A 22,020-nucleotide genomic window follows, 5' to 3' on the forward strand; every position below is an offset into this window, starting at 1 on the left:
AAGACAGCCCTTGCATCCAGCGGACGACGCCTGTCGCCCGCAGCGCAGTCACGCCGGGCGCGTGAGCCTCGCCAGCCGTTGCAGCGGCGCGAGCAGTGCTTCGTATTCGGCCGGGCCGAGATGGTCGCGGACGCGATCGACATGGGCCTGTGCCATGGCGTGCAGGGTGGCGAGGAAGGTCTTTCCCTCCTCGGTCAGCGTCAGATCCACGGACCGCCGGTCGCGCGCGGAGGGCGTCCGCAGCACCAGGCCCCGCGCCTCCATCCGGCGGATCAGGGGCACGAAATTGGTTTTCTGGATGCCCAGCGTCTCGGCGACCTGGGAGGGGCCCGCTCCGGGATTTCTGTCGATGACGGTGAGCACGGCATAGTCCGCCGGCGACATGGCGTGCGCGGCCAGAACAGCGCCGATGTCGGCGAAGACGGCAAGCTGCGCCCGGCGCAGGAGATAGCCGACATGGCCGTCGAGAGGCCCCAGATCGAGCGCCATCACCACCTCGTGAAACCCGGTCGCAACGAGACAGGGAGCGGTATAGGCCCTGCCCCATTGACACAAGCACGGCGCTGGAAAATAGTTATCTCAAATAACCAATAATGGTTCCCTGGGAGCAGCGTCCGTGACTGACCTTTCACCCTGCCCGGGCCTGGCGGTGCATGTCGAGGATGCGATCGCCGTCATCCGGCTAGCGCGCCCCGCCAAGCGCAATGCGCTGAACGAAGCCATGGTCGCGGGCCTTTCCAAGGTCGTTTCCAGTTTGCCAGTGGCGGTTCGCGCGGTGGTGCTCCACGGCGAGGGCGACCATTTCTGCGCCGGTCTCGATCTCGGCGAGGTCGACGGCGAGCCGGACCTCGCCGCCGCCATCCACCATTCGCTCGGCTGGCACCGCGCCTTCCAGGACATCCAATTCGGCCGGGTGCCCGTCATTGCGGTGCTGCACGGCGCGGTGGTCGGCGGCGGATTCGAACTGGCTGCCGCAACCCATATCCGCATCGCCGAGCAATCCGCCTTCTTCGCTCTGCCCGAAGGTCAACGTGGCATCTTCCTCGGCGGTGGCGGCTCGGTCCGCATTCCCCGGCTGATCGGCACCCCGCTGGTCCAGGACATGATGCTGACCGGACGCACGCTCTCGGCCGATGAGGCGAAGGCGGCCGGCGCCTGCCAGTACCGCGTCGCCGACGGCGCCGGACTGGCCCTCGCCATGGATCTCGCCTGCAAGGCGGCCGGAATTGCCGACATGACCCGTTTCGCGGTGATCCACGCCCTGCCGCGCATCGCCGAAGCCGATCCGCATATCGGCTACCTGACGGAGGCGCTGATGGCTTCGGCCGCCCAGACCATGCCAGAGGCCAAGGCCCGCGTCCGCGATTTCCTCGCCAAGCGGGCAGCCAAGGTCTCCCGGCCCGACTGACAGCGGCCGGCGGGCCCGAGGCCCCCGGCCAAGTGCATACCGCATGTCCCCCAACGCCTCGCCAGCCACAGGCGGCACCCCCGGAGGCTTCGATGTCGCTTGTCGCCCCCCGTCAGACGATTGATGCCGATGGTGACGGCTGGCACCGGCTCGGCCGCCTCGAGCCCGTCATCGAGGAGCGGGCCGACGGCGTCCGGCTCGTCTCGGTGCGCCAGACGATCGGTGCCTATCCGCGCGCGCTGCCGGACCGTCTCGTCCACTGGGCGGCGGCGGCGCCCGACCGCATCTTCCTCGCCGAAAGGACGGCCGATGGCGCCTGGCGCAGCCTGACCTATGCCGAGACCCTGCGGCAGGTCCGGCGCCTTGCCGCGGGCCTCCTGCGCCACGACCTCTCGGCCGAGCGGCCAGTCGCCATCCTGTCGGGCAACGGAATCGACCATGCTCTGGTCGCCCTCGCCGCCATGATGGTCGGCGTGCCCTATGCGCCGATCTCGCCGCCCTACAGCCTGGTGGCGCGTGACTTCGGCAAGCTCGCCTATTGTCTCGACCTCCTCACCCCGGGCCTGATCTTCGTTGCCGATGCCCACCCGTTCCGGGCGGCACTGGCCGCCGTCGCGGGACAGGACCGGGTGCTCGTCGCAGCGCAGCGGGCGGAGACCGGCGGCGCCCTGCCGCTGACGGAGCTCGAGGGCGAGGCGGGCGATTCCCGGGTCGACGCGGCCTTCGCGGGGATCGGTCCCGACACCATCGCCAAGTTCCTGCTGACCTCCGGTTCGACCGGCGAGCCCAAGGCGGTGATCAACACCCAGCGCATGCTGATGGCCAACCAGGCCATGCTGGAGCAGTGCTTTCCCTTCCTCACTGCGACGCCGCCTGTCTTCGTCGACTGGTTGCCGTGGAACCACACCTTCGGCTCGAACCACAATTTCGGCATGGTCCTCAACCATGGCGGCACGCTCCATATCGACGAGGGCAAGCCGGTGGCGGCGGGCATCCTGCCGACGGTGCGCAACCTCCGCGATATCGCGCCGACCGCCTATTTCAACGTGCCCAAGGGCTATGAGGCGCTGCTGCCGCACCTGCAGGCGGACACCGCCTTCGCCCGTCACTTCTTCAGCCGTCTCGACATGCTGTTCTATGCCGGCGCCGGCCTCGCACAGCCGGTCTGGGACGGCTATCGCGACCTGGCCCGGGAAGTCGCCGGTCGCGATATCCCCTTCGTCACCGGCCTCGGGGCCACCGAAACCGCCCCCTCGGCCCTGATGAACCTGCGCACCACCGGTCAGGCCGGAGCGATCGGCCTTCCGATGGCCGGCGTGACGATGAAACTCGTGCCGGTCGACACCAAGCTGGAGGCGCGGGTCAAGGCCGAGACGGTGACGCCCGGCTATTGGCGCCGGCCGGACCTGACGGAAAAGGTCTTCGACGAGGAAGGATTCTACAGGTTCGGCGATGCCGTGGCCTTCGCCGATCCCGCTGATCCGGCCCAGGGCTTCCTGTTCGACGGCCGCCTGTCGGAGGATTTCAAGCTGGGCACCGGCACCTGGGTCAGCGTCGGACCGCTACGGCATCTGATCTCTTCGAGCCTCGACCCGCTGATCCGCGACACGGTCATCACCGGCCACGACCGCGATGAAATCGGGGTGCTTCTCGTACCGGACCGCGAGGCCTGCGCGGCCTTCACCGGTCTGCCGCCCGGCGATGCCGGCCTCTATGCCCATGCCGGGCTGGTTGCCGAGATCACGCGGCGATTGGCGATTCTGGCGGCGGCAGCCACGGGCTCGTCGAACCGCGTGGCGCGGGCGATGATCCTCGCAGTGCCGCCATCGCTGGAGGACGGCGAACTCACCGACAAGGGCTCGATCAACCAGCGCGCCGTGCTCACCCGCCGTGCCGATCTCGTCGCCGCCCTTCATGCCGAGCGGCCGCCGGCTAGCGTCATCGCCTTGAATTACCGTGCAGGAGTTGCCCCATGAAGGTCGACGATCTCGTCGCGATCGACATCCACACCCATGCCGAAGTCTCCTGCCGGCAGGAGCCCGACCCTTACTGGGCACCCTACGAGGAGGCGGCGGGCAAGTATTTCAAGGTCGGCAAGCGGCCGACCATTGCCGAGACCATTGCGCATTACCGCGCGCAGCGGATCGGCCTCGTGATGTTCACCGTCGACACCGAGACGCAGATCGGCAACCGGCGCATTCCCAATGACGAGATCGCCGACGCCGCCCGCGACAATGCCGACATCATGATCGCCTTCGCCTCGATCGACCCGCACAAGGGTCGGCTCGGCGCGCGCGAGGCGGAGGAGCTGATCAAGGGCGGCATCGTCAAGGGGTTCAAGTTCCACCCGACCTGCCAGGGCTTCTATCCCAACGATCGCATGGCCTATCAGCTCTACGAGGTCATCGCCCACTACAAGATGCCGGCGATCTTCCATACCGGTCATTCCGGCATCGGCACCGGGATGCGCGGCGGCGGCGGTATGCGCCTCAAGTATTCGCAGCCCATCCATGTCGACGATGTCGCAGTCGACTTCCCGGACATGACGATTATTCTCGCTCATCCGTCGTGGCCCTGGACCGACGAAGCGCTCTCCATGGCTCTGCACAAACCCAATGTCTACATCGACCTGTCGGGGTGGATGCCGAAATATTTCCCGCCGCAGATCGTCCAGTATGCCAATGCGCAGTTGCGGACGAAAATGCTGTTCGGGTCAGATTTCCCGCTGATCGCGCCGGAACGCTGGCTCGCCCAGTTCACCGAGGTCGGCTTCAAGCCGGAGGTGCACGAACTGATCATGAAGAAGAACGCCATGAAGGTGCTGGGGCTCGGAGACTGACCACCGACCCTGCACGGCGAGGCAGTGCAGACCATACCGCGGCGACCGGACGACCAAGAACCGGCGACCGCTTCACCAGAGGGAGGAAACCCATGACGACCATGAACCGCCGCCGCATGCTCGGCCTGTCGGCCGCAGCCCTGACCGTATCCACCCTGCCCGCCCCCGCCCAGCTCATTCGCGGTGTCGGCCGTCTCCTCGTCGGATTCCCGGCGGGCGGACCGACCGACACGCTGGCGCGGCGCCTCGCCGAAAGCCTGCGCGGCACCGTCGCCGACAGCTTCGTCGTGGAGAACAGGCCCGGCGCTTCCGCCAGGATCGCCATTCAGGCGGTGATCGAGGCCCAGCCCGACGGCCGCACCATGCTGGTCAGCCCGGACGCCATGTTCACCATCTATCCGAGTGTCTACCGGCGCCTGGCCTACAATCCGGCGACCGACATCACCCCCGTCACGCCGGCCACCTATGTCACCTTTGCCATGGCGGTCGGCCCGATGGTCCCGGCCGAGGTCAGGGACGTCGCCTCCTTCATCGCCTGGGCCAGGGCCAATCCCGACAAGGCCGCCTTCGGCTCGCCCGCCGCCGGCTCGTCGCCCCATTTCATGGGCGAACTGCTGATCGCCTCGGCCGGCCTGCAGCTCCGCCACGTGCCCTATCGCGGCTCGACCCCCGCCATCCAGGACCTGATCGGCGGCCATGTGGCCTCGACCATCACGCCCATCGGCGATTACCTGCCCCACGTGGCCGGGGGCGTCCTGCGCGTCATCGCGGTCGCCGACCGGGAACGCTCGGCCTTCCTGCCGAATGTCGCAACCTTCGGCGAGCAGGGTCACGCCAAAGTCGTCGCCCGTGACACGTTCGGCTGCTTCTTGCCGCGGGGAACCGCTCCCGCCCTTGCGGCTCAGATGGCCGGCCTGATCGGCGAGGCGGTGAAGGTGCCGGCGACGCGCGACACGCTGCGCGCCGTCGGACAGGAGCCGTTGAGCATGACGCCGCCGGACTATGCGGCCTATCTCGAGCAGGCCCGGCGGAACTGGGAGCCGATCGTCAAGGCGTCCGGCTTCTCCCTCGACGATTGAGCCCAAACGGCCGGGCCGGGCGATGAGCCCGGCCCGTTCGCGTCCACGTCCACAACAGACCACACATTCACACATCTCGCATGCGCATTTCCGCTGCAGGCCTTCCATTCGCTGGGGCCATCCCGCAGCGGCTACGCGAGGCGCTAGTCTTCCGCCGGCGGGGCCTGCCCCGTGATCCGCATCACAATCACAAACGCGGACGAACATCGGAGGAAATGTGATGAAACGCAGAACATTCATGGCCGGAAGTGCAGCGGGCGTCGCCGGTGCCGCGGTCGCGACGCCTGCCATCGCCCAGACCATGCCGGAGGTGAGCTGGCGCTGCGCCTCTTCGTTCCCGAAGTCGCTCGACGCGCTGTATGGACCGCTCGACACGATGACCAAGCAGATCGCCGAAGCCACCGACGGGCGCTTCAAGATCCAGTGCTTCGCCGCGGGCGAGATCGTCGGCGCGTTCCAGACGCTCGATGCGGTCTCGGCCGGTACGGTGGAGATGTGCCAGTCACCGGGCTATTACTTCGTCGGCAAGGACCCTGTACTGGCGCTGATGGCCGACATCCCCTTCATCATGAACGTGCGGCAGCGCAACGCCTGGCTCTACCAGGGCGGCGGCCAGCAGCTGATCAACGACTACGTCAGGAAGTACAACGTCCACACCGTGCCGGGCGGCAATACCGGCACGCAGATGGGCGGCTGGTTCCGCAAGGAGGTCAGGACCCTCGAGGATCTGAAGGGACTGAAATTCCGCATCGCGGGTCTCGCCGGCCAGGTGCTCGCCAAGCTCGGCGTCGTGCCGCAGCAGATCCCCGGCGGCGATACCTATTCCTCGCTGGAGCGCGGCGTCATCGACGCGGCGGAATGGGTCGGTCCCTACGACGACGAGAAGCTCGCTTTCGTGCGGGTGGCCCCGTACTACTACTATCCGGGCTTCTGGGAGGGCGCACCGACCGTCCATTACTGGATCGGCACCGACAAGTGGAACGCCCTGCCGAAATCCTACCAGATGATCTTCAACAATGCGGCGGCGGCCAACAATCTCGACATGACGGCGATCTATGACGCCCGCAATCCCGCCGCGCTCCGGCGCCTCGTGGCGGCCGGTGCACAGCTCCGCGGCTTCAGCACGGAAATCCTCGATGCCGCCTACAAGGCCGCGAACGAGATCTACGCCGATATCTCGACCGCAAACCCGGACTTCAAGCGGATCTACGAGCACATGCGCGCCTTCCGTAACGAGGAATATCTGTGGTGGCAGGTCGCCGAATACTCCTTCGATACGATGATGCTGCGCCTGCGCCAGCGCGGCTGACGCGCCGGATTGATCAGCGACCCGACTGATCGGGACGCCGATTGGTCCAGACACCGGCCGCGCCGGTCCGAAGCGGGACCGGCGCGGGACAGCGGCGGATCGCGGCGGGGACGATCGAGGCCCTTCGCCGCGGCGCTTCTCGCGCGGCAACCCGCCCCTTGTGCCACGGGCCTTATGCTCCCCTGACGTCGCGAGTCCCATGGACGTCGCAAATCTCCGCCCAACGACGGGACCGTCACAGCCGCCGACCGGTCGCCCCTTATATCTGGCGACGTCGCGAAGCCGTGAGGAAAGCGCCGCGCGGCGCCGCCGTGCCGGCCCGGCGGCACACCTCGACCGAGGTCGAGGATACAGACATCAAACTGCAGCAGAGCACCAATAAGAACGTCACGTCGGGTGCGGCTTACCAGCACCCTGTTAGACGACTAATGGAATAGACCATGTTTTCGCTGCAGGGCCAGAAGGCATTGGTGGTCGGTATCGCCAACGACCAATCCATCGCCTGGGGCTGTGCCAAGGCCCTGCGTGTGCAGGGAGCCGATCTCGCGGTGACGTGGCTGAACAGCAAGGCGGAGCCGCATGTCCGCCCGCTGGCCGAGGAGCTGGGCGCCGACATCCAGATGCCCCTGGACGTGTCGCAGGCCGGCGACATGGAAGCAGTCTTCGGCGCCATCGCGCAGAAATGGGGGCGGCTCGACACCCTGGTCCATTCCATCGCCTTCGCGCCGAAGGCGGATCTCCACGGCCGGGTGATCGACTGCTCGCCAGAAGGCTTCGGGCTGGCCATGGACGTATCGGTCCATTCGTTCCTGCGCATGATCCGCCTGGCCGAACCGCTGATGACAGAGGGCGGCACATGCCTCTCCGTATCGTTCTTCGGCTCGTCGCGCGTCGTGCGCCACTACAACATGATGGGACCGGTGAAGGCGGCGCTCGAAAGCGTCGTGCGCTATGCCGCGTCCGAGCTCGGTGAGAAAGGCATTCGCGTCCACGCCCTCTCGCCGGGTCCGCTGGTGACCCGCGCCGCGAGTGGCATCGACCATTTCGATGAACTGCTCGCCGCCGCTTCCGACCGTGCGCCGACGCACCAACTGGCCTCCATCGCCGATGTCGGCGCCGTGGCCGCCTTTCTCGCCTCTCCCGAAGCACGCAACCTGACCGGCGGTGTCCACGACATCGACGGCGGATTCTCCATCACTGCCTGAGGTCGCCACCATGGCCAACGTTTTCGATCTTCTCGACCCCATGCGCCAGCCCGCGATACCGCGGCCGGAAGGAGATCTGCTCGACAGTTTGCGCCAGGCGATGCACACCGCAAGTACCGAACTCGATGCTTCCACGGCGACGGCCAACATCCTGTCGGTCGCGTCGTCGCGCCATACCAAGCGCATCTCCGAAAACCACGTGGCGAGGGCACACGAGGTCGTCAGCCAGGCCGAGAAGCTGCTGGACGGATTGCGCCAGGCACAAGCGACCGGCCAGCTCGCCGAGATGTGGAGTTCCTATGTGCGGGACGCCGCCGAGCGGGCCGTGCTGACCGTGGATACGCTGCGCAAGCGCGGCGACATCTTTCTGGAGCACGAAGCTGCGGGATGCCCGCCTGTCCTCATCTACGATTATGAAGAGGTGATGGACGGCAAGGACCTGCCCTTCCCGTCCAACTACGTCCTCTTGAAGATCAAGCCGCCGGCCGGCGTGGAGATCGTCGACAAGAAGCGGCCTTACATCATCATCGACCCCCGCGCCGGGCACGGGCCGGGCATCGGCGGGTTCAAGGCCGACAGCCAGGTGGGCGTCGCGCTGCGCGACGGCCATCCCGTGTATTTCGTATCATTCCGCCGCGCGCCCGAGCCGGGACAATATCTGTCCTATGTCACGCGTGCCGAGGCAGCCTTCGTACGCGAGGTGATGCGCCGCCATCCGGAGGCCGCGCGGCCGGTCGTCACCGGCAATTGCCAGGGCGGCTGGGCGACGCTGCTTCTCGCCGCCACCAACCCCGATCTGACCGGGCCGATCGTCATCAACGGGGCGCCGGTCGCTCCCTGGTCCGGCCGCATCGGCGAGAATCCGATGCGCTACAATGCCGGCGTCATGGGCGGCACCTGGATCCCGATGTTCCTGTCGGATCTCGGCGGCGGCATTTTCGACGGCGCGCACCTCGTCCAGAACTTCGAACTGCTGAACCCCGCCCGCACGCTGTTCCGGAAGTACACGGACCTGTTCCGCGACATCGACAAGGGTGACGCCAGCTTCCTCGAGTTCGAACGGTGGTGGGGCGGATTTTTCCTGCTCAACGAACCGGAGATCCGCTGGATCGTCGAACAGCTGTTCGTCGGCAACCGGCTCGTGAAGAACGAGGCGCGGCTCGAGCCGGGCCGACCGGTGGATCTAAAAGCCATCCGAGCGCCGATTATCGTCTTCGCCAGTCACGGCGACAACATCACGCCGCCCCAGCAGGCACTGAACTGGATTGCCGAGACCTATGCCGACGTGTCCGAGATCCGCATCCGCGGCCAGCGCATCATCTATATGGTGCACGAGCAGGTCGGCCATCTCGGCATTTTCGTGTCGTCGCAGATCGCCAACAAGGAACACAGCGAAGTCGCATCGACGCTGAAGACGATCGAGGCGCTGGCGCCGGGCCTCTATGAGATGCTCATCGAGGACGTGACCGAAAAGGACGGACGAAAACATTTCACCGTCGGCTTCGCCGAGCGCACGTTCGAGGACCTCCGCGCCATCGACGACGGGTTCCACGATGAGCGGCCCTTCGCCGCCGTGGCGCGTGCCGCGGAAGTTCAGGCCCAGATGTACGACGCGGTCGTGCGACCGGTGGTCAAGGCGACGGTGACCGGCACCGGCGCGGAAATGAGCCGCGCCATGCACCCGCAGCGGCTCAGCCGCGCCCTGATGTCGTCGCGCAATCCGGCGATGTCGTCGGTCGAATCCATGGCGGACAAGGTCAACGGCGAGCGGAACAAGGCAAGCGCGGATAACCCGTTCCTCGCGGCAGAGGCGCTCTGGGTTCAGTCCACCGAGCAGATGATCGACCTGACACGCGACCTGCGCGACATGTCCTTCGAACTGATGTTTTATTCGATGTGGGGTAATCCCTGGGCGCGGGCCTTCGGTCGCACCCATGAAGCGCGCCGCACCCTGAAGAATTCCGACGAGCTGCGCGGTTTGCCTGAAGTCGCCCAGGCGCTCTTCATGATCGAACAGGGCGGCTTTCCCGAAGCTGTGATCCGGATGCTCGTCCTGCTGGCGGAGAACCGGGGTCAGGTGCGGCGCGACCGTCTGGAACGGTCCTCGCGGGTCCTGACGCAGGATGAGCCTTTCCGTTCACTCGGCGCCGACCGGCGCGCGATGATCATTCATCAGCAGACGCTGATTGCGACCTATGAGCGGCAGCGCGCCATCGAGACGTTGCCGCTGCTCCTCGGCGACCGCGACGAACGCGAACTGGCGATGAACGTGGTCCAGTTCATTCCCGGTGCGATCGAGGAAATGTCTCCCAGCACCCTGTCGATGCTGCAGCGTTTCCGCGACGTGCTGGATCTGCCGCCGCTGACCGGCACGGTCGACATCGATCCGCTCTCGCCGGAAGCGTTGAAGCCGCCGGAAGGTCCGGGCGAGGTCGCAAAGCCGGCGGTCCGTGCTCCGCGCGCGAAGAAAGAGGCGTGAGATGCGGCTCACAAACCGAACCCTCGGCGAACTCCAGGTCGGCGACCGGGCGGAACTGCAGCGTCTGATCACGCAGGACGACCTGTCCGTCTTCGCCGTCGCCTCGGGCAATTTCAACCCGATGCACCTCGCAGACTCGGATCTCGACGGCGACGGCCAGCCCGAGCGCGTCGCGCCGGGGCTGTTCATCGCGTCGCTGATCTCGGCGGCGCTGGGCACCAAACTGCCGGGACCGGGCACGCTCTATCGGCGGCAGACCCTCGATTTCCACGCCCGTGCCCATGCGGGTGAAGAGGTGACGGCGGCGGTCGAGGTCCTGGAAAAGCACGCCGATGGCGCGGTCCGTCTGTCGACCAGCGTGACCCGGATCGCCGATGGCGCCCTGATCCTGTCCGGCGAAGCAACGGTCCAGGCGCCGACCGAAAAGTTCGACCGGGACGACATCGACGTGCCTGGCCTCATCGTCCAGCGTCATCGCCATTTCGAGGCGCTGCTGGAGCGCGCGCGGCCGCTACCCGCCCTGGCCACGGCCATCGTCTGCCCGGACGATGAAAACTCGCTGGGCGGCGCCTTGCTGGCCGCCAAGGAAGGCATCATCACGCCGATCCTGATCGGCCAGGCGACGGCGATTGCGGCGGCCGCCGCCGCCAGCGGCGCCGACCTTTCCGGCATCGAGATCATCGACGTGGACGGTGATGTCGCGGCGGCTGCCAAGGCCTGCGAACTGGTGCATGCCGGCCGCGCCGCGGCGATCATGAAAGGCCATCTGCATACCGACGACCTCCTCAAGCCGATGCTCGAGAAGGGCACCGGGCTGAGGATCGGACGGCGCTTCACCCATGTCTTCGTGATCGACGTCCCCGGCCAGCCGGAGCCGATCTTCGTCACCGACGCCGCCATCAACATTGCCCCCGACCTCGCCACCAAGATGGACATCTGCCAGAACGCCATCGATCTGGCGCTCTCGCTCGGCATGGATCCGCGGGTCGGCGTGCTCTCGGCCGTCGAGACCGTCAACCCGGCGATCCAGTCCTCAATCGACGCGGCCCTGCTGTCGAAGATGGCCGATCGCGGCCAGATCCGGGGGGGCCAGGTCGAAGGCCCCTTGGCGATGGACAATGCCGTCGATCTCGCGGCGGCGCGCACGAAGGGTCTGAAGGGGAATGTGGCCGGCCGGGCCAACATCCTCGTGGTGCCAGGGCTGGATGCCGGCAACATGCTGGCGAAGCAACTCGCCTATATCAGCCACGCGGAAGGTGCGGGCCTGGTTCTCGGCGCGAAAGTTCCGGTGATCCTCAACTCGCGGTCCGACAGCCCGATGTCGCGGCTCGCGTCCTGTGCCGTGGCCGCCATCCATCATTTCGCGCGGGTCGACAAATGACGCATGCCATTCTCACCCTCAATGCAGGGTCATCGTCGCTCAAGGTCTCGCTGTTTCCTGCCGACGGCGACCAGCCGATGGCGAGCGGCGTCGTCGACCGGATCGGTGCCGCGGCCGAGATCAGGCTCAAGGACCGGGACGGACAGCCGATCGCCACCGAGGGCTCGCTCGCCAGCCATGCCGAGGCGATCTCGACCGTCATTGCCGGGTTTCGCGGGCACTGGCCCGACCTCGCCTTGCTGGCGATCGGCCACCGGGTCGTCCATGGCGGACCGAGCCGCACCGCACCCGTCGGCGTCGACGAGGGATTGCTGGTCGAACTCGAGCGCCTCTCGTCCTTTGCACCGCTGCATCAGCCGCACAATCTCGCCGGCATCCGCGCGGCGATGGAAGCCTTTCCAGGCGTGCAGCAGGTCGCCTGCTTCGACACGGCCTTCCATCGCAGCCAGCCCTGGGTGAACGACGCTTTCGCCCTGCCGCGGCAGCTGTTCGACGAGGGGGTCAGACGCTACGGCTTCCATGGGCTGAGCTACGAATACATCACCGGCGAACTCGCGCGCATCGCGCCGCAGCTGGCCGAAGGCCGGGTCGTCGTGGCCCATCTCGGCAACGGCGCCTCGATGTGCGCCATTCAGAACGGCCGCTCGGTCGCCTCGACCATGGGGTTCTCCGCGCTCGACGGATTGCCGATGGGCACGCGCTGCGGCCAGCTCGATCCGGGCGTCCTGCTCTACCTGATGGATCAGAAGGGCATGAACGCCGCCGAGATTTCGGACCTGCTCTATACGAAGTCGGGACTTCTGGGGCTCTCGGGTCTTTCCAACGACATGCGCACCCTGGAGGCCGCCGGCACGCCCGAAGCGGGTCAGGCCATCGACTACTTCGTGTTCCGCTGCCAGCGAGAGCTCGGCGCCATGGCGGCAGCGCTCGGCGGCATCGACGCGCTGATCTTCTGCGGCGGGATCGGCGAGAATTCACGCCTCGTTCGCGCGCGGATCTGCGAGCGTCTCGCCTGGATGGGCATCGAGATCGACCATGGTCGCAACGCCGCCAACGAACGGGTCGTCTCGTCGGAGCTGGCGCGCACGACGGTGATGGTCATTCCCACCAACGAGGAACTCGTCATCGCCGGCGGGGCTCGCGCGATCGCAGGGCGGTTGGGGCAGGAGGCAGCATGAAGGGCGCACTGGACCCGCAGGCCGCAGCCGAGCTGATCCCCGAAGGCGCCAGCCTGATGATCGGTGGATTCATGGCCGTCGGCACCCCCGAGCGGCTGATCGACGCCATCGTGGCGCGCGGCATCGGCGGCCTGACCGTGATCGCCAACGACACGGCCATGCCCGGCAAGGGGATCGGGAAACTGATCTCGGCGGGGCTGGTACGACGGGTAATCGCCTCGCATATCGGGCTGAACCCGGAGACGCAGGCGAAAATGATCGCGGGCGACATCGTCTGCGATCTCGTGCCGCAAGGCACCCTGATCGAACGGATCCGCGCCGGTGGCATGGGGCTCGGCGGCGTGCTGACGCCCACCGGGCTCGGCACCGATGTCGAGGAGGGCAAGCAGGTCGTCGAGGTGGACGGCCGGCGTTTCCTGCTCGAAACACCGCTCACTGCGGATTTCGCGCTCGTCGGTGCGTGGCAGGCCGATTATATCGGCAATCTCAGCTACATGCTGACCGCCCAGAATTTCAATCCGATCATCGCACTCGCGGGCCGCACCGTGATCGCCGAGGCTGAAAGCATCGTGCCGGTGGGGGTGATTCCGCCCGATGCCGTCAGGACGCCGGGCGTTCTCGTCGACCATCTGCTGATCCGCGCGATCTGACGGGGGACGGGATGGACGCCAAGGAACTCATCGCCCGCCGCGTGGCCCGGGAGGTCAGGCCGGGCTCCCTGGTCAATCTGGGGATCGGACTGCCTTCGATGGTGGCGAATTTCGTCTCCGCCGAACTCGGCGTGTTCTTCCAGGCCGAGAACGGCGTGATCGGCCTCGGGGCCCGCCCACCCGAGGGGATGGAAGATCACCACCTCACCGATGCCGGCGGTGGCTTCGTCACCGCGGTTCCCGGCGCGGCCAGCATCGACAGCGCCATGAGCTTCGGCCTGATCCGCGGCGGTCATCTGGATATGACCGTGCTGGGCGGGCTGCAGGTCGACGAGGCCGGGCATCTCGCCAATTGGAAGGTTCCCGGCAAGATGGTGCCCGGCATGGGCGGCGCCATGGATCTGGTCACCGGCGCGGCGCGCGTCGTCGTGGCCATGCAGCACGCCGCTAAGGGGCAATCCAAGATCGTGCGGCGCTGCACCTTGCCACTGACGGCCGTCCGCCGGGTCGACCTCGTGGTCACCGATCTCGCGGTGATCGAGCCCGGTGAGGCGGGTCTCGTCCTGCGCGAGCGCGCTCCCGGCGTGAGCGTCGAGGACATCATCGCCGCCACCGAGGCCGCACTCGTCGTCCCCGACGACGTGCCCGAAATGATCCTGACCTGAGGCCTCCATGACCCCACCGCGCATCGCCATCGTCACCGGTTCCACGTCGGGGATCGGCCTAGCCGTCGCCCGCTCGCTCGCCGAGGCGGGCCATGCCGTGATGATGAACGGCTTCGGCGACCCCGCCCAGATCGAGGCCGACCGCGCCCGGATCGAGACCGAGACCGGGATGCCCGTCGCCTTCCACGGTGCCGACATGTCCGACCAGGCGCAGATCGCCGCTCTGGTGACCGCGACCGAGGCGCGCTTCGGCCAGGTCGACATCGTGGTGAACAATGCCGGCATCCAGACGGTAGCCCCGATCGAGGACTTCCCGGTCGATCGCTACGACCTGATCATGGCGATCAACATGTCGGCCGCCTGGCACCTGTGCCGCGCGACGTTCGGTGGCATGAAGAGCCGCGGCTGGGGGCGCGTGATCAATGTCGCCTCGGCGCATGGCCTCGTCGCCTCGCCCTACAAGTCCGCCTATGTCATGGCCAAGCATGCCGTCGTCGGCCTGACCAAGACGCTGGCGCTCGAGGGCGCCGAGCACGGCATTACCGCAAACGCGATCTGCCCGGGCTATGTCCTCACGCCGCTGGTGCAGAAGCAGATCCCCGAGACGGCGAAGGCGCGCGGCATCAGCGAGGAGCAGGTCGTTCGCGATGTCCTGCTCGCCGCGCAGCCGACCAAGACATTCGTCCAGCCCGAACAGATCGGTGCGCTGGCCGCCTTCCTGTGCACGCCCGCCGCCGCCCAGATCACCGGTACAGCCCTGCCCGTCGATGGCGGCTGGACCGCCCATTGATGGAGAGTGCCGTGACCGAACTCCGCAAGATCGGCGTCATCGGCGCCGGAACCATGGGCAACGGCATCGCCCAGACCTGCGCCGCCGCAGGCTTCGACGTGGTGATGCAGGATCTGTCCGATGCCGCCCTGGCGCGGGCCCGCAAGACGATGGAGAGCAGCCTCGCCCGACAGGTCCGCAAGGGCACGCTGACGGAAGCCGGGGCGGTCGAGACCCTGGCGCGCGTCGTCACGTCGACGGAGGTGACCGCGCTGGCCGACCGCGACATCGTCATCGAGGCGATCGTCGAGAAAATCGAGGTCAAGGCCGCCATCATCGCCAAGCTCGACGGCATCTGTCGGGAGGATGCGATCTTCGCCTCCAACACCTCGTCGATCTCGCTCACCGAACTCGCGGCCGCCTCGGCCCATCCGGGCCGCGTCATCGGCATGCACTTCTTCAATCCGGTTCCGGTGATGCAACTGGTGGAGATCATCCGCGCCCTGCAGACGACCGATCCGGTCGCCGTTGCCGTGACCGACCTGACGCATGCCATCGGCAAGACGCCGCGTGTCAGCAAGGACAGCTACGGGTTCATCGTCAACCGCCTGCTCGCCCCGCAGATCAATGAGGCGATCAATTGCGTGGCCGAGGGGCTTGCGACCCCCGAGGACATCGACAGCATGATGAAGCTCGGGGCCAACCACCCGATGGGACCGCTGGCGCTCGGCGATCTGATCGGCCTCGACGTCGTGCTCAACATCATGGAAACGTTGTACAACGGGTTCGATGATCCCAAGTATCGTCCCAGTCCACTGCTGAAGCAGATGGTTGCGGCCGGCTATCTGGGCCGCAAGACCGGCAAGGGGTTCGCTGAGTACCATCAGACCTGACAGCGATTCGAGTGAGGGGAATGGAGAGGTTCCGGGCCGAGGACGGAGCGAGGCTGGCCTATCGCGACGAAGGCGATGGACTGCCGCTTCTGGCACTGGCCGGCCTGACGCGGGACGGACGGGATTTCGACTATCTGGTGAGGCGCCTCCCCCACGACGTCCGCCTGATCCGGCTCGACAGCCGCGGGCGCGGGGAGTCGGACTGGACGGGGCCCGATACCTACACCGTCCCGCAGGAGACACGCGACGTCCTCGCCCTGCTCGATCACCTGAACCTCGCACAGGCCGCGATCATCGGGTCCTCGCGCGGCGGCCTGATCGGCATGGTCATCGCCGCCATGGCCAAGCACCGGCTGCTGGGGCTCTGCCTCAACGATGTCGGGGCCGTCCTCGAACGCGCCGGACTGGAGCGGATCGCCACCTATGTCGGCGTTGAGCCGGCAGTGGCGACCCTCGACGAAGTGGCCGATCGTCTCCCGGCGGTGATGCCGGGGTTCGTCGACGTGCCGGACCTCCGGTGGGCCGAGGAGACGGTGCGCCATTTCGTCCAGCGCGAGGGGGCCGTCGGGCTCACTTACGATCCTGCACTGCGTGACGCGGTACAGGCCGCAATGGCCCAGCCTCTGCCCGAGTTCTGGTCGTTCTTCGAAGCCTGCGACGGCCTGCCGCTGGCTCTGATCCGCGGCGAGGCCTCCGACGTCCTGAGCAAGGCGACGGCGACCGAGATGCGGCGGCGGCGGCCCGACATGGCCTTCGCCGAACTGAGAGGTCGCGGACACGTCCCCTTCCTCGACGAACCGGAAGCGATCACGTGCATCGTTGCATGGCTCGGGGAGATCAAGCTGCGCATGGCGGGCGAGCGCCCGGATGTTCCCGGCAAAGCGGCCGGCATGGGACCATAGCCGGCCGGACTCTTGCGGGCCCGGCGCCGTGATTCCGGGCAGCCGGGGCAGGCATCACTCCCCCGAGCCTTTCCCGCCCGATCGCGCTGGCCCTATCGCGGCAGGCCCCAGCCCTTTCGATCTTCCCTGGCGTCGTCGCCGAGGCCGAGGCCCTTGCCGGCATCCGTCTCGCCGGTCGATCCGCCGAGATCGAAGCCGGGCCGGTCGACGGGCTCCGGCGTACCGGCATCGTCCTGCGAGCTGTCCTTGGACGGGCGTTCGTCAGACGTCCGTTCCGACGCTGACTGCCCCTCGTCGCGCGGCGGCCGGCGATTGGCCGGGTTGTCCTTGTATTCATCGACCTGAAGGCCCTTGCCGTCCCGGCCTTGTCCAGGCCGCCGCTGCGCCTTGTCGCGATTGCTGAGGATGTCGTCCTTCCTCACCTTCTCGTCGTCGAGTTCGGTCATCGCCCCGGTTCCGCTGCTCTGTCCTGCCGGCATCGTGCGTCCTCCCTTCGGCCCCACAGCGATTGCGGCGCTCGCGGAAAAGGAACGCCGGGCAGGAGTGAGGGTTCCCGGAGGGGCGCCGACGCCTGAGCGGATGACGCGGGATGGCGCGCCCCGCCCGGCTACTCGCCTGCGGGCACGGTCCGGACCGGCGCGGAGGCCCCCGCGACTTCGCCCGGCCGACGGGCGCGGAAGATGCGGAGTACGAGGACGAAGAACACCGGCACGAACAGCACGGCGAGCACCGTGCCCGCGACCACACCGCCGATCACACCGACGCCGATCGCATTCTGCGCGCCCGAGCCCGCGCCACTGGCGATGGCGAGTGGAACGACGCCGAGGGTGAAGGCGAGAGACGTCATGATGATCGGCCGCAGCCGCTGGCGCGCCGCATCCTCCGCAGCTTCGACCAGGGAAAGGCCGCGGTTGAACCCCTCGCGCGCGAACTCGACGATCAGGATGGCGTTCTTCGCGGTCAGACCGATCGTAGCCAGCAGACCCACCTGGAAGTACACGTCGTTGGCCATGCCGCCATACAGGGAGGCGAGCACCGCCCCCAGCACGCCCAGCGGTACCACCAGCAGGACGGCGGTCGGGATCGACCAGCTCTCATAGAGCGCCGCCAGGCACAGAAACACCACCAGGAGCGAAAGCACGTAGAGCGCCAGTGCCTGGCCGGAGGATTGCCGCTCCTGGAACGAGATGCCGCTCCACTCGAAGCCGAAGCCGCCGGGCAGTTGCGATACCAGTCGCTCCATCTCGTCCATGGCCTGACCGGTGGTGAAACCGGCGGCTGGCAGGCCCTGGATCTCCCGCGAGGCGATGCCGTTGAACCGCTCGAGCCGCGGCGAGCCGAACTCCCACTCCGTCCGACCGAAGGCGGAGAAGGGCACCATCTGCCCCTGGGAATTTCGGACGAACCATTTGTCGAGATCGCCGGGCACCATGCGGGCATCCGGCTGGCCCTGCATGAAGACCCGCTTGACGCGCCCACGATCCATGAAGTCGTTGACGTAGGTCGATCCCCAGGCGGTGGCCAGCGTGGAGTTCACCTCGGTGACGGACAGGCCGAGAGCGCTGGCGCGTTCCCAGTCCACGATGAGGCGGAACTGCGCCTCGTCGTTAAGGCCGTTGGCCCGCACCCGCGCCAGCACCGGGCTGGCCGACGCCAGACGCAGCAGCTGGTCGCGCGCGGCCATCAGCGCCCCGTGGCCGAGACCGCCGCGGTCGAGGAGCTGGAGGGCAAAGCCGGAGGCGTTGCCCAGTTCGCGCACCGCTGGCGGAGCGGAGGCGATGATGAGGGCGTCCTGATAGCGCGCGAAGCGCGCGTTGACCCGCTCCGTCAGGGCCTGGACACTGTTCTGCGGCCCGGGCCGCACATCCCAATCGCGCAATGTGATGAAACCGAGCCCCGAATTCTGCCCGCGGCCGCCGAAGCTGAACCCGTTGATCGCGAAGAAATTGTCGACGACGGCGCCTTCTTCCTCACGCAGATAACGGCCCAGTTCGTCCAGAGCGCGCTGGGTGCGGTCCGCGGTTGCGCCGGGGGGCGCGGTCACCTGCGCGAATGCGATGCCCTGGTCCTCATTCGGCAGGAACCCGCCGGGCAGGCGCAGGAAGCTGTAGCCGAGGGCTCCGAGCAAGGCGACGTAGATCACCAGCATCCGCGCCGGCCGGCGCATGCTGGCGCGAACGCCGCCGACATAGCCGCGGGTGATGCGGTCGAAGCCGCGGTTGAACCAGCCATAAACGCCGCGCGTGCCCTGGCCCGGCTTGTGCGGCCGCAGCAGGGAGACGCAGAGCACCGGCGTGAAGAAAATCGCCACCAGGACCGACAAGGTCATGGCCGTGGCGATGGTCACCGAGAACTGCCGGTAGATGACGCCCACCGATCCGCCGAAAAAGGCCATCGGCAGGAAAACCGCCGAGAGCACCAGGCCGATGCCCACCAGGGCACTGGTGATCTGGTCCATCGACTTGCGCGTGGCCTCCAGCGGGGAGAGATGCTCTTCCGCCATGACGCGCTCGACATTCTCGACCACGACGATGGCGTCATCGACCAGCAGGCCGATGGCCAGCACGAGCCCGAACATGGTCAGGGTATTGACGCTGAAACCCAGCGCCTGGAGTACCGCGAAGGTGCCCAGCAGGACCACCGGGATCGCCATGGTAGGGATCAGCGTCGCGCGGAAGTTCTGCAGGAACACGAACATCACCACGAAGACGAGGGCTACCGCCTCGAGCAACGTCATGATGACGCTCCTGATGGAGCGCTGCACGAAGGGGGTGGTATCCTGCAGATAGGCGACGTCGAGCCCCGGCGGGAAGCTGGGGCGGAGCCTGTCGATGGTGGCGCGGACCGCCGCTGCCGTGTCGAGTGCATTGGCGCCGCTGGCGAGACGGATGCCGATGCCGCTGGACGGCTTGCCGTCCAGCTGCGTCGTGATCGAGTAGTTCTCGCCGCCGATCTCGACGCGCGCGACGTCGCGCAGACGCACCTGCGATCCATCGGGGCGGACGCGCATCAGAATGGCCCCGAATTCATCCACGGTCTGCAGGTAAGAGGGGCCGACGATGGTCGCGTTCAGCTGCTGGCCGGACACGGCCGGAAGCCCACCCATCTCGCCGCTGGAAACCTGCACGTTCTGGGCCCGCACAGCGGCGGCGACGTCCGAGGGCGTCAGCCCGAAATTGATCAGTCTCGCTGGGTCCAGCCAGATGCGCATGGCGAACTGGGCGCCGAAGACCTGGAAGTCGCCGACGCCGGCGGTCCGGCTGATCGGGTCCTGCACATTGGCGACGAGGAAATCGGAGATGTCCGTTCGTTCCATCCGGCCATTGGTCGATATGAAACCGACCACGAGCAGGAAATTGCCGGAGGATTTGACCACGCGCAGGCCCTGCTGCTGCACCGTCAGCGGCAGACGGGGAACGGCCAGCTGCACGCGGTTCTGGACCTGCACCTGGGCGGTGTCGGAATTGGTGCCCGGCGCGAAGGTCAGCTGGATGCGTGCCGCGCCGTCCTTGGTGGTCTGGGAATCGAAATAGAGCAGGTTGTCGATGCCGCTCAGCTGCTGCTCGATGACCTGCACCACCGTGGTCTGGACCGTCTCGGCCGATGCGCCGGGGAACACGACATTGATGGAGATGGCGGGCGGAGCGATGGCCGGGTATTGCGCGACGGCCATGTTGCGCAAGGCCAGCAGTCCGGCCAGCATGATGCCGATGGCGATGACCCAGGCGAAGACCGGTCGATCGATGAAGAAGCGAGCCATGGCGCGGTTCTAGGTCCCGGCCGGAGTGGCGGGGCGCTCACTCGCCTGGACACGGGTGCCCTGGCGGATGCGCTGCAGCCCCTCGATGACCACGCGCTCACCGGCCGCGACGCCGTCCGTCACCAGCCAGTCGTTGCCGACGGTGCGGCTGGCGCGCAGCACGCGCTGGTCGACCACCCCTTCGGCGTTGACCACGAAGGCCATGGGCTCGCCGCGCGGCGTGCGCAGGACGGCGCGCTGCGGGACGAGGATGGCGCGGTCTGTCACGCCCTCCTCGACGCGGGCACGGACGAACATGCCGGGGAGAAGGAGTTGGTCTGGATTGGGAAACACCGCCCGCACCGTGACCGAGCCGGTGCCCTGGTCGACGATCACCTCGGAGAACTGGACCTCCCCTGCGTGGGGATACTCGGAGCCGTCCTCCAGCAGCAGCCGCGCCACAGCGCGGTCCGCCGAGTCACGGCGAAGCACACCGCTCGCCACGTCCCGCCGCTGCTGCAAGAGGACGGCGCTGGGTTGTGTGAGGTCGACATAGATCGGATCGAGCTGCGTGACGGTCACCAGCGCGGTGATCTGGTTGGCCGTGACGAGCGCGCCCGGCGTCACCGTGGCACGGCCCGTCCGCCCGTCGATGGGCGAGGCGACGCGGGTATAGTTGAGGTCGATGCGCGCGGTCTCGAGCGCCGCGCGGGCCGAGATGATGTCGGCCCGGGTCTGGCGCAGCGTCGCCTCGGCATTCTCGAGGTTCTGCTCACTCACCACCTGCGCCCGAGCCAGAGTGCGCAGGCGGTTGGCGATGCTCGATGCGGCCTGTTCGGCGGCCTCGATGCGGGAGAGTGCCGCCTCGGCGCGCCGCACCGCCGCCTCGAAGGGTGCGGGATCGATCTGGAACAAGGACTGGCCGGCCCTCACCGCTTCGCCCTCGGCGAAATGGCGCTCGCGCAGCAGACCGCCCACCTGCGGACGGACCTCAGCCGCGCGGTAGGGCGCGGTTCGGCCGGGCATCACCGAGTTGACAGGGATTGCCCGGCGCTCCAGCGTCACGACCGTCACCGCGACAGGGGCCGGCGCAGCAGTATTCGCGGCGGCGCGCGTTGGTTGGTCGTTGCAGCCTGCCGAGGCCATCAGGATCGCGCCGAGCGCCAGGATCCCGAGCGGCCGGCCTGGAGAAGCCCGACGGGGCACGGCGCCCAGCGGCTTTGCTCCGGAAATTCGTGACATGAAGCCTCGTTCGCAAACTGACGGGTTCGGACCTGCGGGGGATACTGGGAAGTTTCCCCCGAGCGTCAACCAGTTTCCGAGGCAGGACATCTGGAAACCGTGACCGTCGCCTGGGCCTGACGCGGATTTGTGCACGGACGGCCCGGGAAGGCGCAATGCCGCCACCGGCTGCCTCGTCATCGGGCACGTCGAAAAGGCCACTGCCAGCGGAGCAAATCGGCCGCTTCACGATCGTAGGGCGGCAACCCCGCCGGATGGTGCTCCGGTGGGCCACTTGTGCAT

18 protein-coding genes are annotated in these 22,020 nt (G+C 67.4%); 14 read left to right on the forward strand and 4 right to left on the reverse strand.

The window, feature by feature from the left end; translation table 11 throughout:
* Nucleotides 1-48 precede the first annotated feature (48 nt).
* A complete protein-coding gene (locus tag Q8O26_RS18150) occupies nucleotides 49-489 on the reverse strand; it encodes a MarR family winged helix-turn-helix transcriptional regulator (protein WP_305578163.1) in 441 nt (146 codons plus the stop codon).
* 127 nt (nucleotides 490-616) lie between these two features.
* Here Q8O26_RS18150 and Q8O26_RS18155 point away from each other — a divergent pair, with 127 nt between their 5' ends.
* The 14 genes from Q8O26_RS18155 to Q8O26_RS18220 all read left to right on the forward strand — a co-directional run bounded on the left by Q8O26_RS18155 (nucleotide 617) and on the right by Q8O26_RS18220 (nucleotide 16,757).
* Nucleotides 617-1,408 (forward strand): crotonase/enoyl-CoA hydratase family protein, encoded by a 792-nt coding sequence (locus Q8O26_RS18155; RefSeq protein WP_305578165.1) that lies wholly within the window; start codon nucleotides 617-619, stop codon nucleotides 1,406-1,408.
* 92 nt (nucleotides 1,409-1,500) lie between these two features.
* Complete coding sequence (locus Q8O26_RS18160) at nucleotides 1,501-3,384, forward strand: feruloyl-CoA synthase (protein ID WP_305578167.1); 1,884 nt, start codon at nucleotides 1,501-1,503, stop codon at nucleotides 3,382-3,384.
* On the forward strand, nucleotides 3,381-4,247 hold the full coding sequence (locus Q8O26_RS18165; RefSeq protein ID WP_305578169.1) for an amidohydrolase family protein: 867 nt from the start codon (nucleotides 3,381-3,383) through the stop codon (nucleotides 4,245-4,247). The genes Q8O26_RS18160 and Q8O26_RS18165 overlap by 4 nt, the downstream gene beginning before the upstream one ends.
* 92 nt (nucleotides 4,248-4,339) lie before the next feature.
* Nucleotides 4,340-5,326, forward strand: coding sequence for a tripartite tricarboxylate transporter substrate-binding protein (locus tag Q8O26_RS18170; RefSeq protein WP_305578171.1), 987 nt, complete (start codon nucleotides 4,340-4,342; stop codon nucleotides 5,324-5,326).
* A 220-nt stretch (nucleotides 5,327-5,546) separates the two neighbouring features.
* Nucleotides 5,547-6,635 (forward strand): TRAP transporter substrate-binding protein, encoded by a 1,089-nt coding sequence (locus Q8O26_RS18175; protein WP_305578173.1) that lies wholly within the window; start codon nucleotides 5,547-5,549, stop codon nucleotides 6,633-6,635.
* Between the two features lie 440 nt (nucleotides 6,636-7,075).
* Nucleotides 7,076-7,840, forward strand: coding sequence for an enoyl-ACP reductase FabI (gene fabI / locus Q8O26_RS18180; protein ID WP_305578175.1), 765 nt, complete (start codon nucleotides 7,076-7,078; stop codon nucleotides 7,838-7,840).
* A 10-nt stretch (nucleotides 7,841-7,850) separates the two neighbouring features.
* The gene (locus tag Q8O26_RS18185) at nucleotides 7,851-10,319 is read left to right on the forward strand and encodes a DUF3141 domain-containing protein (protein WP_305578177.1); all 2,469 of its coding nucleotides are present in this window, start codon (nucleotides 7,851-7,853) and stop codon (nucleotides 10,317-10,319) included.
* Nucleotide 10,320: 1 nt separating this feature from the next.
* Nucleotides 10,321-11,700 (forward strand): bifunctional enoyl-CoA hydratase/phosphate acetyltransferase, encoded by a 1,380-nt coding sequence (locus Q8O26_RS18190; protein ID WP_305578179.1) that lies wholly within the window; start codon nucleotides 10,321-10,323, stop codon nucleotides 11,698-11,700.
* Nucleotides 11,697-12,878 (forward strand): acetate/propionate family kinase, encoded by a 1,182-nt coding sequence (locus tag Q8O26_RS18195; RefSeq protein WP_305578181.1) that lies wholly within the window; start codon nucleotides 11,697-11,699, stop codon nucleotides 12,876-12,878. The genes Q8O26_RS18190 and Q8O26_RS18195 overlap by 4 nt, the downstream gene beginning before the upstream one ends.
* Nucleotides 12,875-13,528 carry a CoA transferase subunit A gene (locus tag Q8O26_RS18200; protein WP_305578183.1) on the forward strand — a complete coding sequence of 218 codons (654 nt, stop codon included), beginning with the start codon at nucleotides 12,875-12,877 and terminating at the stop codon, nucleotides 13,526-13,528. The genes Q8O26_RS18195 and Q8O26_RS18200 overlap by 4 nt, the downstream gene beginning before the upstream one ends.
* Before the next feature lie 11 nt (nucleotides 13,529-13,539).
* Nucleotides 13,540-14,193 carry a 3-oxoacid CoA-transferase subunit B gene (locus Q8O26_RS18205; protein WP_305578185.1) on the forward strand — a complete coding sequence of 218 codons (654 nt, stop codon included), beginning with the start codon at nucleotides 13,540-13,542 and terminating at the stop codon, nucleotides 14,191-14,193.
* Between the two features lie 7 nt (nucleotides 14,194-14,200).
* A complete protein-coding gene (locus Q8O26_RS18210) occupies nucleotides 14,201-14,983 on the forward strand; it encodes a 3-hydroxybutyrate dehydrogenase (RefSeq protein ID WP_305578187.1) in 783 nt (260 codons plus the stop codon).
* Nucleotides 14,983-15,855, forward strand: coding sequence for a 3-hydroxybutyryl-CoA dehydrogenase (locus Q8O26_RS18215; RefSeq protein WP_371134604.1), 873 nt, complete (start codon nucleotides 14,983-14,985; stop codon nucleotides 15,853-15,855). The genes Q8O26_RS18210 and Q8O26_RS18215 overlap by 1 nt, the downstream gene beginning before the upstream one ends.
* A 20-nt stretch (nucleotides 15,856-15,875) precedes the next feature.
* Entirely contained in the window at nucleotides 15,876-16,757 is an 882-nt protein-coding gene (locus Q8O26_RS18220) for an alpha/beta fold hydrolase (RefSeq protein WP_305578191.1), read from the forward strand.
* A gap of 92 nt (nucleotides 16,758-16,849) precedes the next feature.
* On the opposite strand, the gene Q8O26_RS18225 is transcribed toward Q8O26_RS18220, so the two are convergent.
* From Q8O26_RS18225 to Q8O26_RS18235, 3 genes are all read right to left on the reverse strand, one after another.
* Nucleotides 16,850-17,203, reverse strand: coding sequence for a hypothetical protein (locus Q8O26_RS18225; protein WP_305578193.1), 354 nt, complete (start codon nucleotides 17,201-17,203; stop codon nucleotides 16,850-16,852).
* Nucleotides 17,204-17,364: 161 nt separating this feature from the next.
* Nucleotides 17,365-20,517, reverse strand: coding sequence for an efflux RND transporter permease subunit (locus Q8O26_RS18230; RefSeq protein WP_305578195.1), 3,153 nt, complete (start codon nucleotides 20,515-20,517; stop codon nucleotides 17,365-17,367).
* Between the two features lie 9 nt (nucleotides 20,518-20,526).
* Nucleotides 20,527-21,738 carry an efflux RND transporter periplasmic adaptor subunit gene (locus Q8O26_RS18235; protein ID WP_305578197.1) on the reverse strand — a complete coding sequence of 404 codons (1,212 nt, stop codon included), beginning with the start codon at nucleotides 21,736-21,738 and terminating at the stop codon, nucleotides 20,527-20,529.
* Between the last annotated feature and the right edge of the window lie 282 nt (nucleotides 21,739-22,020).

Source organism: Phreatobacter sp. (assembly GCF_030691135.1).
Taxonomy (GTDB): domain Bacteria; phylum Pseudomonadota; class Alphaproteobacteria; order Rhizobiales; family Phreatobacteraceae; genus Phreatobacter.